At 43.9% G+C, this 16,351-nt stretch carries 19 protein-coding genes; 18 read left to right on the forward strand and 1 reads right to left on the reverse strand.

Going from position 1 to position 16,351, the window contains the following annotated elements; genetic code table 11:
* Positions 1–85: 85 nt before the first annotated feature.
* The 8 genes from fapR to ftsY all read left to right on the forward strand — a co-directional run bounded on the left by fapR (position 86) and on the right by ftsY (position 9,248).
* Positions 86–652, forward strand: coding sequence for a transcription factor FapR (gene fapR / locus NST22_RS08560; protein ID WP_003232044.1), 567 nt, complete (start codon positions 86–88; stop codon positions 650–652).
* A 13-nt stretch (positions 653–665) separates the two neighbouring features.
* Positions 666–1,667, forward strand: coding sequence for a phosphate acyltransferase PlsX (gene plsX / locus NST22_RS08565; protein ID WP_003232041.1), 1,002 nt, complete (start codon positions 666–668; stop codon positions 1,665–1,667).
* An 18-nt stretch (positions 1,668–1,685) separates the two neighbouring features.
* Positions 1,686–2,639 (forward strand): ACP S-malonyltransferase, encoded by a 954-nt coding sequence (gene fabD, locus NST22_RS08570; RefSeq protein WP_003245314.1) that lies wholly within the window; start codon positions 1,686–1,688, stop codon positions 2,637–2,639.
* Positions 2,632–3,372, forward strand: coding sequence for a 3-oxoacyl-[acyl-carrier-protein] reductase (gene fabG / locus NST22_RS08575; RefSeq protein WP_003232035.1), 741 nt, complete (start codon positions 2,632–2,634; stop codon positions 3,370–3,372). Before fabD ends, fabG begins: the two co-directional genes overlap by 8 nt.
* An 83-nt stretch (positions 3,373–3,455) precedes the next feature.
* A complete protein-coding gene (acpP, locus tag NST22_RS08580; RefSeq protein WP_003154310.1) occupies positions 3,456–3,689 on the forward strand; it encodes an acyl carrier protein in 234 nt (77 codons plus the stop codon).
* A gap of 139 nt (positions 3,690–3,828) precedes the next feature.
* Positions 3,829–4,578, forward strand: a complete 750-nt coding sequence (gene rncS / locus NST22_RS08585) for a ribonuclease III (RefSeq protein ID WP_003232030.1) — start codon at positions 3,829–3,831, stop codon at positions 4,576–4,578.
* 100 nt (positions 4,579–4,678) lie between these two features.
* Positions 4,679–8,239 (forward strand): chromosome segregation protein SMC, encoded by a 3,561-nt coding sequence (smc, locus tag NST22_RS08590; RefSeq protein ID WP_003232028.1) that lies wholly within the window; start codon positions 4,679–4,681, stop codon positions 8,237–8,239.
* 19 nt (positions 8,240–8,258) lie between these two features.
* Positions 8,259–9,248: a signal recognition particle-docking protein FtsY gene (gene ftsY, locus NST22_RS08595; protein ID WP_003232026.1), complete on the forward strand. Its 990-nt coding sequence runs from the start codon at positions 8,259–8,261 to the stop codon at positions 9,246–9,248.
* A gap of 36 nt (positions 9,249–9,284) precedes the next feature.
* Here the strand turns inward: ftsY and NST22_RS08600 are convergent, their stop codons facing one another.
* Positions 9,285–9,770, reverse strand: a complete 486-nt coding sequence (locus tag NST22_RS08600) for an Ig-like domain-containing protein (protein ID WP_003245834.1) — start codon at positions 9,768–9,770, stop codon at positions 9,285–9,287.
* A gap of 176 nt (positions 9,771–9,946) precedes the next feature.
* Between NST22_RS08600 and NST22_RS08605 the strand changes: the two genes are divergently transcribed.
* The 10 genes from NST22_RS08605 to rnhB all read left to right on the forward strand — a co-directional run bounded on the left by NST22_RS08605 (position 9,947) and on the right by rnhB (position 16,337).
* Entirely contained in the window at positions 9,947–10,279 is a 333-nt protein-coding gene (locus tag NST22_RS08605; protein WP_003238590.1) for a putative DNA-binding protein, read from the forward strand.
* A 13-nt stretch (positions 10,280–10,292) separates the two neighbouring features.
* Positions 10,293–11,633, forward strand: coding sequence for a signal recognition particle protein (gene ffh / locus NST22_RS08610; RefSeq protein ID WP_003232020.1), 1,341 nt, complete (start codon positions 10,293–10,295; stop codon positions 11,631–11,633).
* Positions 11,634–11,738: 105 nt separating this feature from the next.
* Complete coding sequence (gene rpsP / locus NST22_RS08615) at positions 11,739–12,011, forward strand: 30S ribosomal protein S16 (RefSeq protein ID WP_003220815.1); 273 nt, start codon at positions 11,739–11,741, stop codon at positions 12,009–12,011.
* Positions 12,011–12,256 (forward strand): KH domain-containing protein, encoded by a 246-nt coding sequence (locus tag NST22_RS08620; RefSeq protein ID WP_003232017.1) that lies wholly within the window; start codon positions 12,011–12,013, stop codon positions 12,254–12,256. Before rpsP ends, NST22_RS08620 begins: the two co-directional genes overlap by 1 nt.
* Before the next feature lie 121 nt (positions 12,257–12,377).
* On the forward strand, positions 12,378–12,764 hold the full coding sequence (locus NST22_RS08625) for a YlqD family protein (protein ID WP_003232015.1): 387 nt from the start codon (positions 12,378–12,380) through the stop codon (positions 12,762–12,764).
* Between the two features lie 4 nt (positions 12,765–12,768).
* On the forward strand, positions 12,769–13,293 hold the full coding sequence (rimM, locus tag NST22_RS08630; RefSeq protein WP_003232013.1) for a ribosome maturation factor RimM: 525 nt from the start codon (positions 12,769–12,771) through the stop codon (positions 13,291–13,293).
* Positions 13,290–14,021 (forward strand): tRNA (guanosine(37)-N1)-methyltransferase TrmD, encoded by a 732-nt coding sequence (trmD, locus tag NST22_RS08635; RefSeq protein ID WP_003232011.1) that lies wholly within the window; start codon positions 13,290–13,292, stop codon positions 14,019–14,021. The genes rimM and trmD overlap by 4 nt, the downstream gene beginning before the upstream one ends.
* A 139-nt stretch (positions 14,022–14,160) precedes the next feature.
* Positions 14,161–14,508, forward strand: coding sequence for a 50S ribosomal protein L19 (gene rplS, locus NST22_RS08640; protein ID WP_003220825.1), 348 nt, complete (start codon positions 14,161–14,163; stop codon positions 14,506–14,508).
* Positions 14,509–14,650: 142 nt separating this feature from the next.
* The gene (gene ylqF, locus NST22_RS08645; protein ID WP_009967235.1) at positions 14,651–15,499 is read left to right on the forward strand and encodes a ribosome biogenesis GTPase YlqF; all 849 of its coding nucleotides are present in this window, start codon (positions 14,651–14,653) and stop codon (positions 15,497–15,499) included.
* Between the two features lie 70 nt (positions 15,500–15,569).
* Positions 15,570–16,337, forward strand: coding sequence for a ribonuclease HII (rnhB, locus tag NST22_RS08650; protein WP_003245658.1), 768 nt, complete (start codon positions 15,570–15,572; stop codon positions 16,335–16,337).
* Positions 16,338–16,351 lie beyond the last annotated feature (14 nt).

Genomic DNA, 16,351 nt, shown 5'->3' on the forward strand with positions numbered 1-16,351 from the left:
GCCAGAAACAATCGTTGCATTCCAATCTATGAAATTATATACTACTATTAGTACCTAGTCTTAATTGTCCGGATGGTGTTTAGATATGAGAAGAAATAAGAGAGAACGCCAGGAATTACTTCAGCAGACGATTCAAGCAACCCCCTTTATTACAGATGAAGAACTAGCGGGTAAATTCGGGGTGAGCATCCAGACGATACGTTTGGACCGCTTAGAGCTTTCCATACCTGAACTGAGAGAAAGAATTAAGAACGTGGCAGAGAAAACACTTGAGGACGAAGTGAAGTCCCTGTCACTTGATGAAGTTATCGGAGAAATTATTGACCTTGAGCTGGATGATCAGGCGATATCCATTTTAGAAATAAAACAGGAGCACGTGTTCAGCCGGAATCAGATTGCGAGAGGACACCATTTATTTGCACAGGCGAATTCTTTGGCCGTTGCAGTCATTGATGACGAGCTGGCGCTGACTGCAAGTGCAGACATCCGCTTTACAAGACAGGTAAAGCAGGGTGAACGTGTCGTAGCAAAAGCGAAAGTGACGGCTGTCGAAAAAGAAAAAGGAAGAACGGTTGTCGAAGTGAACAGCTACGTTGGCGAAGAAATTGTTTTTTCTGGACGCTTTGACATGTATCGTTCAAAACATTCATAAAGGTGGAGCATGCATGAGAATAGCTGTAGATGCAATGGGAGGAGACCACGCTCCCAAAGCTGTTATTGACGGAGTTATAAAAGGTATAGAGGCATTTGATGATCTCCATATCACACTTGTCGGTGACAAAACAACGATAGAATCACATTTAACAACTACATCAGATCGCATCACGGTGCTGCACGCAGATGAAGTGATTGAGCCTACGGATGAACCGGTCCGTGCCGTGCGAAGAAAAAAGAACTCATCTATGGTTCTTATGGCGCAGGAGGTTGCGGAAAACAGAGCTGACGCCTGCATTTCAGCGGGAAATACCGGTGCATTAATGACAGCCGGTCTCTTTATTGTCGGGAGAATTAAAGGAATTGACCGTCCGGCGCTTGCTCCGACACTTCCGACTGTTTCGGGAGACGGATTTCTTCTCCTTGATGTCGGCGCCAATGTCGATGCCAAACCGGAGCACCTCGTTCAATATGCCATCATGGGTTCTGTTTATTCTCAGCAAGTGCGCGGTGTCACTTCACCGAGAGTCGGACTTTTAAATGTCGGAACAGAAGATAAAAAAGGAAACGAACTGACGAAGCAGACGTTTCAAATTTTAAAAGAAACAGCAAACATCAATTTTATCGGAAACGTGGAAGCGCGAGACCTTTTAGATGATGTGGCGGATGTTGTAGTAACAGACGGCTTTACCGGGAATGTTACACTCAAAACGCTGGAAGGCTCTGCGTTGTCAATTTTTAAAATGATGAGAGACGTAATGACGTCTACTTTGACATCCAAGCTTGCAGCAGCTGTGCTGAAACCAAAATTGAAAGAAATGAAAATGAAAATGGAGTATTCGAATTATGGCGGAGCAAGTCTTTTTGGCTTAAAAGCGCCTGTGATCAAGGCGCACGGCTCTTCAGATTCAAATGCTGTATTCCATGCGATTCGGCAAGCAAGAGAGATGGTCAGCCAAAATGTGGCTGCGCTCATTCAGGAAGAAGTGAAAGAAGAAAAAACAGATGAGTAGTCTGGAGGTTTTTACATCATGAGTAAGATTGCATTTTTATTCCCGGGTCAGGGATCACAATTTATCGGCATGGGAAAAGAGCTTTATGAGCAGGTGCCTGCTGCAAAGCGTCTGTTTGATGAAGCCGATGAAACGTTGGAAACAAAACTCAGCTCGCTTATTTTTGAGGGGGATGCTGAAGAATTAACACTTACATACAATGCGCAGCCTGCTTTGCTTACGACAAGCATCGCTGTTCTTGAGAAATTTAAAGAATCTGGCATTACACCTGATTTCACAGCAGGACACAGCCTTGGTGAATATTCTGCACTGGTTGCGGCTGGCGCTCTGTCTTTCAAAGATGCTGTTTATACTGTCAGAAAGCGCGGAGAGTTTATGAATGAAGCGGTGCCGGCTGGCGAAGGAGCAATGGCTGCGATTCTCGGCATGGATGCTGAAGCATTAAAGCAAGTAACCGATAAAGTCACAGAGGAAGGCAACCTTGTACAGCTTGCGAATCTCAACTGTCCTGGCCAAATCGTCATTTCCGGAACAGCTAAAGGGGTTGAGCTTGCATCTGAACTGGCAAAAGAGAACGGCGCAAAACGCGCAATTCCGCTTGAAGTAAGCGGTCCGTTCCATTCTGAACTGATGAAACCGGCTGCTGAAAAGCTGAAAGAGGTATTGGACGCCTGTGACATAAAAGACGCTGACGTTCCGGTCATCTCAAATGTTTCTGCTGACGTGATGACTGAAAAAGCAGATATCAAAGAAAAACTTATTGAGCAGCTTTACTCTCCGGTTCGTTTTGAGGAAAGCATTAACAAGCTGATCGCAGAGGGTGTTACGACTTTTATTGAAATCGGTCCCGGAAAAGTGCTTTCAGGCCTTGTGAAAAAAGTGAATAGACGGTTAAAAACAATTGCTGTATCAGATCCGGAAACGATCGAGCTGGCAATTCAAACGCTTAAGGAGGAGAATGATAATGCTTAATGATAAAACGGCTATTGTCACTGGCGCATCCCGCGGAATCGGCCGCTCAATCGCCCTTGATCTGGCAAAAAGCGGAGCAAATGTTGTCGTGAACTACTCCGGCAATGAAGCGAAAGCAAATGAAGTGGTAGATGAAATCAAATCAATGGGCAGAAAAGCAATTGCTGTAAAAGCGGATGTATCAAATCCCGAAGATGTACAAAACATGATAAAAGAAACATTGTCTGTTTTTTCTACGATTGACATTCTGGTTAATAATGCGGGAATTACAAGAGACAATCTCATCATGAGAATGAAAGAAGACGAATGGGATGACGTCATTAACATTAACCTGAAGGGTGTTTTCAACTGCACAAAAGCTGTTACAAGACAAATGATGAAACAGCGTTCAGGCCGCATTATTAACGTATCGTCTATCGTCGGCGTCAGCGGAAACCCTGGACAAGCCAACTACGTGGCTGCAAAAGCCGGCGTCATCGGTTTAACCAAATCTTCTGCTAAAGAGCTCGCCAGCCGAAATATTACGGTAAACGCAATAGCGCCAGGATTTATCTCAACTGATATGACAGATAAACTTGCAAAAGACGTTCAAGACGAAATGCTGAAACAAATTCCGCTCGCGCGCTTTGGTGAACCTAGCGATGTCAGCAGTGTTGTCACGTTCCTAGCTTCAGAGGGAGCTCGTTATATGACAGGCCAAACGCTTCATATTGACGGCGGAATGGTGATGTAAGTTTTTTCTCGAAAATTTCATCGTAGTTTCTCTAGTTTTTTAAAAACGAATCCACTATAATACTTGAGGGGAGGTGAATTGCTATGGCAGACACATTAGAGCGTGTAACGAAAATCATCGTAGATCGCCTTGGCGTTGATGAAGCAGACGTCAAACTTGAAGCTTCTTTCAAGGAAGACTTAGGTGCTGATTCCCTAGATGTAGTTGAGCTTGTTATGGAACTTGAAGACGAGTTTGATATGGAGATTTCTGACGAAGATGCTGAAAAGATTGCAACAGTCGGCGACGCTGTGAACTACATACAAAACCAGCAATAAGCTGATGCTAAAAGTCCCGCCGAAACGCGGGGCTTTAGCCCTTTATTCGTGCAGTTATTACAGCATGCCGCTTTTACGCGCGCTGTATCCGGTTTAGTCAGAGAAGCGCGGTGAACCTGATGTGCCTATGGAGGTTACTATGTCAAAACACTCACATTATAAAGATAAAAAAAAGTTCTATAAAAAAGTAGAACAATTTAAAGAGTTTCAAGAACGGATTTCGGTTCACTTTCAAAATGAAAAGCTTTTGTATCAAGCATTTACACATTCATCTTATGTGAATGAGCATCGGAAAAAGCCGTATGAAGATAATGAAAGGCTTGAATTTTTAGGTGACGCTGTTTTGGAACTGACGATCTCCAGATTCTTATTTGCCAAATACCCGGCTATGAGTGAAGGAGATTTGACGAAATTGAGAGCCGCAATTGTTTGCGAACCGTCTCTCGTTTCATTGGCTCACGAGCTGTCATTCGGCGATCTTGTCCTGTTGGGTAAAGGCGAGGAAATGACAGGCGGAAGAAAGCGTCCTGCTCTATTGGCGGATGTTTTTGAGGCATTTATCGGAGCCTTGTACCTTGACCAAGGATTAGAGCCGGTCGAAAGTTTCTTAAAAGTTTATGTGTTCCCTAAAATTAACGATGGTGCTTTTTCTCATGTGATGGATTTCAAAAGCCAGCTGCAGGAATACGTGCAGCGGGACGGCAAAGGCTCTCTGGAGTATAAAATCTCCAACGAAAAAGGACCTGCGCACAACCGTGAATTTGAAGCCATCGTATCTCTAAAAGGTGAACCACTCGGAGTCGGAAACGGCCGTTCAAAGAAAGAAGCCGAACAGCACGCTGCTCAGGAAGCTTTAGCTAAATTGCAAAAACACCATACGAAACAATAAAATCCCCCTTATGACTCAGGGGGATTTCAGTATGTATGCCGTCTTATTTGACCAATGTTTATGATAGAATTGAAATACTTATTACATAAGGAGGATCGCTATGTTCCTCAAACGTTTAGACGTTATAGGATTTAAATCATTTGCAGAACGGATTTCCGTAGACTTCGTTAAAGGCGTGACAGCAGTTGTCGGGCCGAACGGAAGCGGAAAAAGCAACATCACGGATGCCATTCGCTGGGTTCTCGGCGAACAATCGGCACGCTCTCTTCGCGGCGGAAAAATGGAAGACATCATTTTTGCTGGGAGTGATTCAAGAAAGCGATTAAATCTAGCTGAAGTTACGCTTACTCTTGATAATGATGATCATTTCTTGCCAATTGACTTCCACGAGGTGAGTGTCACAAGACGTGTGTACAGATCAGGTGAGAGTGAGTTTCTGATTAACAATCAGCCATGCCGCTTGAAAGATATTATTGATTTATTTATGGACTCTGGGCTTGGTAAAGAAGCATTTTCTATTATCAGCCAAGGGAAAGTGGAAGAGATCCTGAGCAGCAAAGCGGAGGATCGCCGCAGTATCTTTGAAGAAGCGGCCGGGGTGCTTAAATATAAAACGAGAAAGAAAAAAGCAGAAAATAAACTGTTTGAGACACAGGACAATCTAAATCGGGTAGAAGATATATTACATGAGCTTGAAGGACAGGTTGAACCTCTTAAAATTCAAGCTTCAATAGCGAAAGACTACCTTGAGAAAAAGAAAGAGCTGGAGCATGTTGAAATTGCGCTGACTGCCTATGATATCGAAGAGCTGCATGGTAAATGGTCGACTCTTAAAGAGAAAGTGCAGATGGCAAAAGAAGAAGAGCTTGCTGAATCGTCTGCTATTTCTGCGAAAGAAGCAAAGATTGAGGATACAAGGGACAAAATACAAGCGCTTGATGAGTCAGTAGATGAGCTCCAGCAAGTTTTACTGGTAACTAGTGAAGAGCTGGAAAAGCTTGAAGGCCGTAAAGAAGTCCTGAAAGAACGAAAGAAAAACGCTGTGCAAAACCAAGAACAGCTTGAAGAAGCCATCGTTCAGTTCCAGCAAAAAGAAACGGTTCTGAAAGAAGAGCTTTCGAAGCAGGAAGCTGTCTTCGAAACGCTTCAGGCTGAGGTGAAGCAGTTAAGGGCGCAAGTAAAAGAAAAACAGCAGGCTCTCAGTCTTCACAATGAAAATGTCGAAGAGAAAATCGAGCAGCTGAAAAGTGATTATTTTGAGCTGTTAAACAGCCAGGCTTCGATACGCAACGAACTCCAGCTTCTTGATGACCAGATGTCCCAATCCGCTGTCACATTGCAGAGACTTGCGGACAACAATGAAAAGCACCTGCAGGAACGGCATGATATTTCTGCGCGTAAAGCCGCATGTGAAACGGAATTTGCCCGAATTGAGCAGGAGATTCACAGTCAAGTCGGTGCATATCGTGATATGCAGACAAAATATGAGCAGAAAAAGCGCCAATACGAAAAAAATGAATCCGCTCTGTATCAGGCATACCAATACGTTCAGCAAGCGAGATCAAAAAAGGACATGCTTGAGACGATGCAGGGAGATTTCTCCGGCTTTTATCAAGGTGTTAAAGAAGTGCTGAAAGCGAAAGAGCGCCTTGGCGGAATTCGCGGAGCGGTTCTTGAGCTGATTTCTACAGAACAGAAGTATGAAACGGCCATTGAAATAGCGCTCGGCGCTTCTGCTCAACACGTCGTGACCGACGATGAACAATCTGCCCGCAAAGCGATTCAATATTTAAAGCAGAATTCCTTCGGCCGGGCGACGTTTCTGCCTCTTTCTGTTATTAGAGACCGCCAGCTTCAAAGCCGTGACGCGGAAACAGCCGCCCGGCATTCATCATTTCTCGGGGTTGCCAGTGAACTTGTCACATTTGATCCTGCGTATCGAAGCGTCATCCAGAATCTTCTTGGAACCGTTCTGATCACAGAGGACTTAAAGGGTGCAAACGAGCTTGCGAAGCTTCTCGGGCACCGGTACCGCATCGTAACCCTTGAGGGAGATGTTGTGAACCCCGGTGGTTCAATGACGGGCGGCGCGGTTAAAAAGAAAAATAACTCCCTCCTTGGAAGAAGCCGGGAGCTAGAAGATGTGACGAAACGGCTCGCTGAAATGGAAGAGAAAACGGCACTGCTTGAACAAGAGGTCAAAACCCTTAAGCACTCCATTCAGGATATGGAGAAAAAACTGGCTGACTTAAGAGAAACCGGGGAAGGCTTAAGGTTAAAGCAGCAGGATGTGAAAGGCCAGCTGTACGAACTTCAAGTTGCCGAGAAAAATATCAATACCCATTTAGAGCTCTATGATCAAGAAAAATCTGCTCTGTCAGAAAGCGATGAAGAGAGAAAAGTGCGCAAACGCAAGCTTGAAGAAGAGCTCTCTGCCGTATCTGAAAAGATGAAACAGCTTGAAGAGGACATAGACAGACTGACAAAACAAAAACAAACGCAATCCTCAACGAAAGAGTCTCTCTCCAACGAGCTGACTGAGCTGAAGATCGCAGCGGCCAAAAAAGAGCAGGCTTGCAAGGGGGAAGAGGACAACCTTGCCAGATTAAAGAAAGAGCTCACTGAAACAGAGCTTGCGTTAAAAGAAGCAAAAGAAGACTTAAGCTTCTTAACGTCAGAGATGTCATCTAGCACCAGCGGCGAAGAAAAGCTGGAAGAAGCAGCAAAACATAAATTGAATGACAAAACGAAAACGATCGAACTGATTGCATTAAGGCGCGATCAGCGCATCAAGCTTCAGCATGGGCTTGATACGTATGAGCGTGAGCTGAAAGAAATGAAACGCCTGTATAAACAAAAAACAACGCTCTTAAAAGACGAAGAAGTCAAACTTGGACGAATGGAAGTCGAGCTTGATAATTTACTCCAATACTTACGGGAGGAATACAGCTTGTCCTTTGAGGGGGCAAAAGAGAAATATCAGCTTGAAACTGATCCAGAGGAAGCCAGAAAGCGCGTGAAGCTGATTAAACTCGCAATTGAAGAGCTGGGTACCGTGAACCTCGGAAGCATAGATGAGTTTGAGAGGGTCAACGAACGGTACAAGTTTCTGTCGGAACAAAAAGAAGATTTAACAGAAGCGAAAAATACCTTGTTCCAAGTGATTGAAGAAATGGATGAAGAAATGACGAAGCGCTTTAACGACACATTCGTCCAAATCCGCTCACACTTTGATCAAGTTTTCCGCTCCTTATTCGGAGGAGGGCGAGCTGAACTGAGGCTCACCGATCCTAACGATCTGCTTCATTCAGGAGTCGAGATTATCGCTCAGCCGCCGGGGAAAAAGCTGCAAAACTTAAACCTCCTGTCAGGCGGAGAGCGTGCGCTTACTGCTATAGCGCTCTTATTCTCAATCCTAAAGGTTCGTCCAGTGCCGTTTTGCGTCCTTGACGAAGTAGAGGCTGCGCTCGACGAAGCGAATGTGTTCCGATTTGCGCAGTATTTAAAAAAATACAGCAGCGATACTCAGTTTATTGTGATTACCCACAGAAAAGGAACGATGGAGGAAGCGGATGTGCTTTATGGCGTAACCATGCAGGAATCCGGTGTTTCCAAGGTAATTTCAGTTAAGCTGGAAGAAACAAAAGAATTCGTTCAGTAACGAGGAAAGAGGTTAAAAGATGAGCTTTTTTAAAAAATTAAAAGAGAAAATCACAAAACAGACAGATTCCGTATCTGAAAAGTTTAAGGATGGCCTTGAAAAAACAAGAAACTCCTTTCAAAACAAAGTGAATGATCTTGTATCCCGTTACCGTAAAGTGGATGAGGATTTCTTCGAAGAGCTTGAAGAGGTTCTTATCAGCGCGGATGTCGGTTTTACAACCGTTATGGAATTAATAGATGAGCTGAAAAAAGAAGTCAAACGCAGAAATATTCAAGATCCAAAGGAAGTCCAGTCAGTGATTTCTGAGAAACTGGTCGAGATTTATAACAGCGGAGATGAGCAAATTTCAGAACTGAACATCCAGGATGGGCGTTTAAACGTAATCCTTCTGGTAGGTGTAAACGGCGTCGGGAAAACAACAACGATCGGAAAGCTTGCTCATAAAATGAAACAAGAAGGAAAATCTGTTGTACTTGCCGCCGGAGACACTTTTAGAGCGGGAGCCATTGAACAGCTGGAAGTATGGGGAGAGCGTACAGGAGTGCCTGTCATTAAGCAGACGGCAGGAAGCGATCCGGCGGCTGTCATCTACGATGCTGTTCATGCTGCGAAAGCAAGAAATGCCGATGTATTAATTTGTGATACGGCAGGGCGTCTCCAAAACAAAGTAAATCTCATGAAAGAGCTTGAAAAAGTAAAACGTGTTATCGAAAGAGAAGTTCCTGAAGCTCCGCATGAGGTGCTGCTTGCCCTTGATGCCACGACCGGCCAAAATGCAATGGCTCAGGCAAAAGAATTCTCTAAAGCAACAAATGTTACCGGCATTGCTTTAACGAAGCTTGACGGTACGGCAAAAGGCGGTATCGTCCTTGCGATTCGCAACGAGCTTCACATCCCGGTTAAACTAGTCGGTTTAGGAGAAAAAGTTGATGACCTTCAGGAATTTGATCCAGAATCCTATGTGTACGGACTCTTTTCAGATTTAGTGGAAAAAGCCGACGATTAAGAAAAAGGCCCCAACATCTTGGGGCCTTTTTCTTTTTTATCTTCTTACTTGATAGGCGAAATGATAAAGGCTGTTATCAGTGGATACCAGTCTTGACTCACCAGAAAAAACTCTGAATGGGATGATGTCATAGTAATGAACGGAAACAGATGTGTAATACGTATAGTAACCAGCAGCTGGCCCCAAATACATTGGAACCTCAAATGTTCCGTTTGCATCAGTCGTTCCTGAAGCAGTTTGTGTTGTGTTTCCGACCTTCGTGTCCGCTTCAAATCTTACGGGCGCGTTTGGCACTGGCTGTCCGTTTTGGTCGAGTAATTTGCCGCTTACTGTAATATTGTACTTGACTCGCCAATATTGACCTTGTCCGTAATTGATTTTACCGTATACCCCTCCATCTGTGCTGATATTTGTGATTGAGGCCTTATAAGGTGCCTCAGCAGCGTCTGCTTGCTGTGCCGGGAAACCTATTGTAAACAGGGCTGCCAGACATAACATAAACAATAAACCGATTTTTTTCATAAAAATCCTCCTTAAAATAGGGTTCATATACAATATCGGAATAAATTGGATGATATTTAGCGTATTTTGGAAAAGTTAATCGCCGCTTTGACAAGATAAAAACTTGACAGTGTCATTAAAACCGTGTAAACTAAGTTATCGTAAAGGGATTTGACTTAACAAAGGGGAGAGCTCAAATGTCACTCGAAAAGACAACGAGAATGAATTATCTGTTTGATTTTTATCAGTCGTTGTTGACGTCAAAACAGAAGAGCTATATGTCGCTTTATTATTTGGACGATTTCTCCCTAGGCGAAATAGCCGAAGAATATGAGGTTTCAAGACAAGCTGTTTATGATAACATCAAACGAACAGAAGCAATGCTTGAACAATATGAAGAAAAGCTGCTCCTTTTGAAAAAGTTTCAGGAGCGTAAAGAGATGTTTAATAAGCTGAAGGAGCTTGCTTCCGGTTCAAAAGAAGAGGAAGAAATTACAGCTCTGATTGAAGCGCTTGAGAAATTAGATTAGGAGGCGGCAAACTATGGCATTTGAAGGATTAGCCGACCGACTGCAGCAGACGATTTCTAAAATCCGCGGAAAAGGGAAAGTCAGCGAACAAGATGTAAAAGAGATGATGCGTGAGGTCCGTCTTGCGCTGCTTGAGGCTGACGTTAACTTTAAAGTAGTCAAGGATTTTGTCAAAAAAGTAAGTGAACGCGCTGTAGGCCAAGACGTCATGAAAAGTCTGACGCCCGGCCAGCAGGTCATTAAAGTTGTTCAAGAGGAACTGACTGAGCTGATGGGCGGCGAAGAGAGCAAAATCGCCGTCGCAAAAAGGCCGCCGACTGTTATTATGATGGTCGGTCTCCAAGGTGCCGGTAAAACGACAACAAGCGGTAAGCTTGCGAATCTGCTGCGCAAAAAGCATAATCGCAAACCGATGCTGGTTGCTGCCGATATTTACCGCCCAGCCGCAATTAAGCAGCTGGAAACACTCGGCAAACAGCTTGATATGCCTGTTTTCTCTCTTGGCGATCAGGTCAGTCCTGTAGAAATAGCTAAACAGGCTATTGAGAAAGCCAAGGAAGAACATTATGACTACGTCATTTTGGATACGGCAGGGCGCTTGCATATCGACCATGAACTGATGGATGAACTGACCAACGTCAAAGAAATCGCGAATCCGGAAGAAATTTTCCTGGTTGTCGATTCAATGACCGGTCAGGACGCTGTGAATGTTGCCAAAAGCTTTAATGAACAGCTCGGTTTAACCGGTGTTGTGTTGACTAAGCTGGATGGAGACACACGCGGCGGGGCTGCGCTTTCTATTCGCGCTGTCACAAACACGCCAATTAAGTTTGCAGGTTTGGGCGAAAAGCTTGATGCGTTAGAGCCGTTCCATCCTGAACGCATGGCATCAAGGATTCTCGGCATGGGCGACGTGCTGACATTGATTGAAAAAGCACAGGCCAGCGTTGATGAAGACAAAGCCAAAGAGCTGGAACAAAAAATGAGAACGATGAGCTTCACATTGGACGATTTTCTGGAGCAGCTCGGGCAAGTCAGAAACATGGGGCCGCTTGATGAGCTTCTGCAAATGATGCCGGGTGCAGGTAAAATGAAGGGCCTGAAAAACATCCAAGTTGATGAAAAACAGCTGAATCATGTGGAAGCAATCATCAAATCAATGACTGTTCTTGAAAAAGAACAGCCGGATATTATCAATGCCAGCCGGCGGAAGCGGATTGCAAAAGGAAGCGGGACATCCGTACAGGAAGTCAACCGTCTGCTTAAGCAGTTTGATGAAATGAAAAAAATGATGAAGCAGATGACAAACATGTCAAAAGGCAAGAAAAAAGGGTTTAAGCTACCTTTTATGTAATCGGTTATACATGATAAAACCGTTGTTAAGAAAAAACACTTTACAAACACTTTTATCATTGTTAATATACTATCTTGTTGAAATATTTTCGGAGGTGCTAGTAAAATGGCAGTAAAAATTCGTTTAAAACGTATGGGAGCAAAAAAATCTCCTTTCTATCGTATTGTTGTAGCAGATTCTCGTTCACCACGTGACGGCCGTTTCATCGAAACAGTCGGAACTTACAACCCGGTTGCAAAACCAGCGGAAGTAAAAATTGACGAAGAGCTTGCTCTTAAATGGCTTCAAACTGGAGCGAAACCATCTGATACAGTTCGCAACTTGTTCTCTAGCCAAGGAATCATGGAAAAATTCCACAACGCTAAACAAGGCAAGTAATGACTGATCAACACTTGGAAGATTTGATTGTCCACATTGTGACGCCGCTTGTTGATCATCCAGATGACATTCGCGTCATAAGAGAAGAAACCGATCAAAAGATTGCGCTGCGCTTATCTGTCCATAAGTCAGATACCGGTAAAGTTATCGGAAAGCAAGGCCGGACTGCAAAAGCGATTCGAACAGCTGTATTTGCAGCTGGCGTACAGTCTTCTAAGAAAGTTCAATTTGAAATATTTGACTAAAAGGGAGAGGGCCGGCACCTCCCCTTTTTTTACACGCAAAAAAAGGGTAAACTGATAGAAGCTTAGGCAAAATAGAAAAGCCTGGACGAGTAAAAGTTTTAAAAGCGGGGAGCTTGGTGCGATGCAAATTATTCACCGTGTAGCCGTTATGCAAGTCTTAACCGAGCGCAGTAAAGAAAAGCTTTTAGCTTCTTTTGCTGAGAAGAAACAAATGCTTGAACGAGAATGCAGCCAGCTCTATTTTCAGCTTAGAAAACATGAGAAAGAACAGCAAAACCCTAATATGATTGAACAATTTAAAAAGGCAATAGAAAAGCGAAAAGATGATATAAAAATCATTGATTTTCAAATTGCTCAAGTACATACATTGCCGCTTGGCAGTGAGTTGAAAGAAAAGGAAGTCGATGCGCTGCTGACGATTGAAGCCGGGGATGACTGGCATGAGAAAACAGCAGCGAACACCATCGTCATAAAAGACGGAAAAGTAATTGAAATTCGCCAGAGGTGATCATATGACAAAGCGATGGTTTAATGTAGGCAAAATCGTAAATACCCACGGAATCAAAGGCGAAGTGCGGGTGATTTCAAAAACAGATTTTGCCGAAGAACGATACAAGCCGGGAAACACGCTGTATTTGTTTATGGACGGCCGTAACGAACCAGTGGAGGTAACGGTAAACACACATAGACTGCATAAGCAATTTCATCTCCTGCAGTTTAAAGAAAGACAAAACCTAAATGAAGTAGAAGAGCTGAAAAACGCAATCATTAAAGTTCCTGAAGAAGAATTAGGAGAGCTGAATGAGGGTGAATTTTATTTCCACGAAATTATTGGGTGTGAAGTATTTACTGAAGAAGGCGAACTCATCGGAAAGGTCAAAGAAATTTTGACGCCTGGAGCCAATGACGTTTGGGTCATCGGACGAAAAGGAAAAAAAGACGCACTCATTCCTTACATTGAATCAGTGGTTAAACATATCGATGTCAGGGAAAAGAAAATTGAGATTGAACTCATGGAAGGGTTAATAGACGAATGAAAATCGATTTTTTGACGCTGTTTCCCGAAATGTTTGAAGGCGTGCTCGGCTCATCGATTCTTCAAAAAGCCCAGGAAAAAGATGCGGTGCAGTTTCAAGTCGTAAATTTCCGAGAGTACTCTGATAACAAGCACAATACTGTTGATGATTATCCTTATGGCGGCGGGGCAGGCATGGTTCTCAAGCCCCAGCCTGTTTTTGACGCGGTCGAGGACCTGACATCAAAGGCAGCCGCTGCTCCGCGTATTATCCTCGTATGCCCGCAAGGTGAGCGTTTTACCCAAAAAAAAGCCGAACAATTAGCTAAGGAAGAGCATTTGCTGTTCATTTGCGGCCACTATGAAGGCTATGATGAACGCATTCGCGAGCACTTGGTAACGGATGAAATATCAATTGGCGACTTTGTTCTGACGGGCGGTGAGCTCCCTGCAATGATGATCGCAGACAGTGTGGTCAGACTGCTTCCGGGTGTACTGGGTAAAGAGGCTTCCCATATTGAGGATTCCTTCAGCACCGGACTTTTAGAGCACCCGCATTATACAAGACCGGCAGATTACAAAGGTTTAAAAGTGCCTGAAACACTCTTGTCAGGAAACCATGCAAAAATTGAAGAATGGCGGAATAAAGAATCGATCAGAAGGACCTACCTAAGACGTCCGGATCTGTTGAAAGACTACCCGCTTACAGAGCAGCAAAGAAAGTGGATTTCTGAATGGGAAAAAGAATAGATTTTATTGCATAGGCTATGAAATTGTGATAAGATACTACTTGTGGCTTAAGCGGGCTTATCCGCTGCAAGCTTGAAAACGATGTTCCGCTGTGCCGGTTTTTGTGGCCAAGAGCATCTGTTGGAAGGAGTTGAAAACGATGCAAAAACTAATTGAAGATATCACAAAAGAACAGCTTCGTACTGATCTTCCTGCGTTCCGTCCTGGTGACACTTTACGTGTACACGTTAAAGTTGTTGAGGGTAACCGTGAGCGTATCCAGATCTTTGAAGGTGTTGTGATTAAGCGTCGTGGTGGTGGAATCAGCGAAACGTTCACAGTTCGTAAGATTTCTTACGGTGTTGGCGTTGAACGTACTTTCCCAGTACACACACCAAAAATCGCGAAAATCGAAGTTGTACGTTACGGTAAAGTACGCCGTGCTAAACTTTACTACCTGCGTGAACTTCGCGGAAAAGCGGCTCGTATTAAAGAGATCAGACGATAATGATAACGAACGAAAAGAGCTTGTTACCTGTAACAAGCTCTTTTTTTATACAGAATTTGAAAATGCCGGACAGGCATCGTAAAATACATAAAGGACAACAATGAATCATGCATACTGAAGATAAAGGCGGTGTTCGTGTCACATGACAATTCAATGGTTCCCGGGCCATATGGCAAAAGCAAGAAGGGAAGTAACCGAAAAATTAAAATTAATCGATATCGTATATGAATTGGTAGATGCCAGAATTCCAATGTCATCAAGAAACCCAATGATTGAAGATATTCTAAAAAACAAGCCGCGAATTATGCTGTTAAACAAGGCTGACAAAGCAGATGCGGCAGTTACACAGCAGTGGAAAGAGCACTTTGAGAACCAGGGGATCCGCTCTCTGTCTATTAATTCTGTAAATGGACAAGGGTTAAATCAAATTGTGCCTGCATCAAAAGAGATCCTCCAAGAAAAATTTGACCGGATGCGTGCGAAAGGTGTGAAGCCGAGAGCGATTCGCGCTTTGATTATCGGCATTCCAAACGTCGGAAAATCAACGCTCATCAACCGGCTTGCAAAGAAAAACATAGCAAAAACGGGAGACAGACCTGGTATTACGACTTCTCAACAGTGGGTCAAAGTTGGGAAAGAATTAGAGCTATTAGATACACCGGGAATTTTGTGGCCTAAATTTGAGGATGAGCTTGTCGGTTTGAGACTGGCAGTCACCGGGGCTATTAAAGACTCGATTATCAATTTGCAGGACGTGGCCGTGTTTGGTCTTCGTTTTCTCGAAGAACATTACCCAGAACGGCTTAAAGAGCGTTATGGCCTTGATGAGATCCCAGAGGACATTGCCGAGCTGTTTGATGCAATAGGTGAAAAGCGGGGCTGTCTCATGAGCGGTGGGCTCATCAACTACGATAAGACGACTGAAGTCATCATTCGCGATATTCGCACTGAAAAGTTCGGCAGGCTGTCATTTGAACAGCCGACGATGTAAAGGCGCGCAGAAATGCGGGTCTTTATTTTTTCTTGGCTGAACCGATACATACAGTAAGGGAGAAGAGAAAGTGAATACATTAACCGTAAAGGACATTAAAGACCGTTTGCAGGAAGTGAAGGATGCACAAGACCCATTTATTGCCCAATGCGAAAACGACCCGAGAAAAAGCGTTCAAACGCTTGTAGAGCAATGGCTTAAAAAGCAAGCGAAAGAAAAAGCGCTGAAAGAACAATGGGTGAATATGACTTCCTATGAAAGGCTGGCAAGAAACAAAGGATTTCGCTTGATTGCAGGTGTTGACGAGGTCGGCCGGGGGCCATTGGCAGGACCAGTTGTCGCCAGCGCAGTCATCCTTCCAGAGGAATGTGAAATACTTGGGCTGACAGACTCCAAAAAGCTTTCAGAGAAAAAACGCGAGGAATATTACGAGCTTATTATGAAGGAAGCACTGGCGGTCGGGATAGGAATTGTAGAAGCTACTGTGATTGATGAGATCAATATATATGAAGCTTCAAAAATGGCAATGGTGAAAGCGATACAGGATTTGTCGGATACACCTGATTATTTGCTTGTTGACGCAATGACACTTCCGCTCGACACGGCTCAGGCGTCAATTATAAAAGGCGATGCCAAAAGCGTGTCTATTGCGGCAGGTGCGTGTATCGCAAAAGTGACGAGGGACCGAATGATGAGCGCTTATGCCGAAACGTATCCCATGTACGGCTTTGAAAAAAATAAAGGCTATGGGACAAAAGAACATTTGGAAGCTCTCGCTGCATACGGCCCAACTGAATTGCACCGCAAAACTTTCGCTCCTGTTCAATCTTTCAGATAAATCACCATGGACAA

The organism is Bacillus sp. PS237 (assembly GCF_037963345.1).
Taxonomy (GTDB): domain Bacteria; phylum Bacillota; class Bacilli; order Bacillales; family Bacillaceae; genus Bacillus; species Bacillus subtilis.